Below are 3124 nucleotides of genomic sequence, written 5' to 3' on the forward strand. Positions count from 1 at the left end.
CCTTGAGTGCAGCAAGGGACGGCAGAGCGCTCTACTACACACAGGGCGACGAGCAAACCATCATCAAGATGATCGAGCTCCCCGCAATAGATGGCAATTGACTTCACTCCGAGCTGATGCGCATTGATCTTTTACGGTGCGTAGTTGGGCAGGGTGTGATCAGCATGAGGAAATCTCGCACTGACGGTTCATTGTGGGAATCGCATAAGAATTTGAGCACCATGCGCCTTCTCTCGTTGTGCCAGGATTACCGCCGATGGGGTGATAAGCAGGTCATGGTTGGAGGGATGACGGAAGAACAACCGCAGATGTTTCGACTCCGCTTCGCTGCGCTCAACATGACAAGCGCTTTTATGATTGTTGGCCAACGACCGCCTGCGCGGAAATTTTGGAATTGTTGGCTTTCCCACCCAAGCGGAGCTTGAATCCGCCCACCCTTGTATCGTGCGGATCTATGAGTTTCAGGGCAGATCCTTCCTCTGCGCGTCAGGATGACAGCGCGTGGGTAGTGCGATTCTAGCCAATCACCGCTAGGCTTCCGCGCCGTGGCATTTTTTGTATTTCTTGCCTGAGCCGCAGGGGCAGGGATCGTTGCGGCCTACTTTTTCGCCGGTGCGGCGTTGTGAGGGTTCGCTGCCGTTTCCGGCTCCGGCCCGGGTGGCGGCTTCGAGTTCGCGCTGCTTCTTGCGGGCGAATTCCTTCTCCAACTGGTCGATGGTGGTGGATGGAGCGCGCGTGGGGATTGCGATCTCACGCGGCGAGGCATCGAGCATCCTGGGCAGCCCATCTCCGTTCAGAGCCAACTGTTCAGCACTGGCCACGGGCGGCGCGGGCGGAACTGCTCTGCGCGGTTCCGGTGCGGCGTTGATCGGGCGACCATCGGGGCCGAGGATCTGCATGCGGAACAGGAAGCGGACGGTGTCTTCCTGGAACTTGGCCATCATGGCTTCGAACATGTCGAAAGATTCGCGCTTGTAAGCTACGAGCGGATCCTGCTGCGCATAGCCGCGCAGGCCAATGCCTTCCTTCAGATGATCCATGGCGAGCAGGTGGTCTTTCCAGAGGCCGTCGATCACACTGAGCATGACCATGCGCTCGTGATAACGCATCTGGGGCGCGCTGAGGATTTTTTCCTTGGTTTCGTATTCTTCCTTCAGCTTTTCAAAGGTGGTTTCGCCGAGGTCGTGGCGGTTTGCCGCGTTGATGCCCATGGTGCCGAGGACAATGCCGAACTGGCCCATCAGCTTTTCATCGAGGCCCTTGAGGTTCCACTGGTCCGGATGCTTGTCTTCGGGTATGAACTCGTCGAGGAGGTTGCTGAGGATTCCGCCGACGTAGTCTTCGAGAATAAGTTCGCGCTGTTCGACGCCTTCGAGAAGTTGGCGGCGCAGTCCGTAGACCGCTTCGCGCTGCTTGTTCATCACGTCGTCGTACTCGAGCAGGTGTTTGCGCGATTCGAAGTTCTGCGATTCAACGGCCTTTTGCGCGGCCTCGATGCGATTCGAAATCATCTTCGACTCGATAGGCACGCCCTCTTCCATGCCCAGTTTTTCAAGCAGCGTGCTGACCCACTGCTTGGCGAAGATGCGCATGAGGTCGTCTTCGAGCGAGAGATAGAAGCGCGAGGCGCCGGGATCGCCCTGGCGGCCGGCGCGGCCACGAAGCTGGTTGTCGATGCGTCGTGACTCGTGGCGCTCGGTGCCGAGGATAAAGAGTCCACCCTTGGCAATGACTTCTTCGTGCTCCTTCTGCGCGGCTTCGTTATGGACGGAGAAGGTGGCGTTCCAGTCGGGTTCGGCGACTTCAAATTCCTGTCCCTGGTAGTAGAAGCGCTGGAAGCCGGCGGGCGCCATGGGATTGATGGCGCCTTCAGCAACGCTTAGCGCGCGGGCGCGGCCCTGCTTCACCATTTCCTGGCGGGCCATGAACTCAGGATTGCCGCCGAGCAGAATGTCGGTACCGCGGCCGGCCATGTTGGTCGCGATGGTGACCATGCCAAGGCGGCCTGCCTGTGCGACGTATTCAGCTTCGCGCTCATGCTGCTTGGCGTTGAGCACCACGTGGCGGATGCCCTTGCGCTGGAGGATTGCGGAGAGGCGCTCAGATTTTTCAATCGATACCGTGCCGACCAGCACAGGCTGCTGGCTCTCATGCAGGATGCCGATATCATCCGCCGCGGCTTTGAATTTTTCCTTCTCAGTGCGATAGACGACGTCTGCATTCTCTTTTCGGAGCAGCGGCTTGTTGGTGGGGATGACGACGATTTCGAGCTTGTAGATTTTCTCGAATTCGGCGGCTTCGGTTTCGGCTGTGCCGGTCATGCCGCTGAGCTTTTTGTAGAGGCGGAAGTAGTTCTGGAAGGTGATGGTGGCAAGGGTCTGGTCTTCCTTGCGAATGTTGACGCCTTCCTTGGCCTCGACGGACTGGTGCAGGCCATCACTCCAGCGGCGGCCGGGCATCAGGCGGCCGGTGAAGGTGTCGACGATGATGACTTCGCCGTCTTTCACCACGTAGTCCACGTCGCGCTTGTAGAGCGAGTGGGCCTTGATGGCGGTTTCGACGTAGTGCTTGAGTTCCCAGTTATCGGCGCTGGCAATGTTGTCGATGCCGAGGGCCTTCTCGATGGTGACCCAGCCCTCATCCGTCACACCGATCGTCCGATGCTTTTCGTCGACCACATAGTCGCCAGTGAAGGTCTTGCCTTCGAGGCTGTCGATCTCTTCGCCCAGTTCGAGCAACGGAATGATCTTTTTGACGCGCGCGTATTTGTCGGTGGTCTGGTCGGTGGGGCCGGAGATTATGAGCGGGGTGCGGGCTTCGTCGATGAGGATGGAGTCAACTTCGTCGACGATGGCGTAGTAGTGGCCGCGCTGCACGCAATCCTTGATTTCGAATTTCATGTTGTCGCGCAGGTAGTCGAAGCCGAACTCGTTGTTGGTGCCGTAAGTGATGTCGGCTGCGTAGGCCTGGCGGCGCTCATCGTCAGAGAGGTCGTGGACGATGACGCCGACGGTGAGGCCGAGGAACTCGTAGATCTTGCCCATCCACTCGGCGTCGCGCTTGGCCAGGTAGTCGTTGACTGTGACCACGTGGACGCCGTGGCCGGCGAGCGCGTTGAGATAGC

Annotated in this window: 1 protein-coding gene; it reads right to left on the bottom strand. The window is 58.8% G+C overall.

The genetic code is table 11. From position 1 onward, the window contains the following. Positions 1-530: 530 nt before the first annotated feature. A partial coding sequence (secA, locus tag WA354_RS04930) for a preprotein translocase subunit SecA (protein ID WP_472811895.1) occupies positions 531-3124 on the bottom strand: 2594 nt, incomplete at its 5' end.

Source organism: Occallatibacter sp. (assembly GCF_049802275.1).
Classification (GTDB): Bacteria; Acidobacteriota; Terriglobia; order Terriglobales; family Acidobacteriaceae; genus Telmatobacter.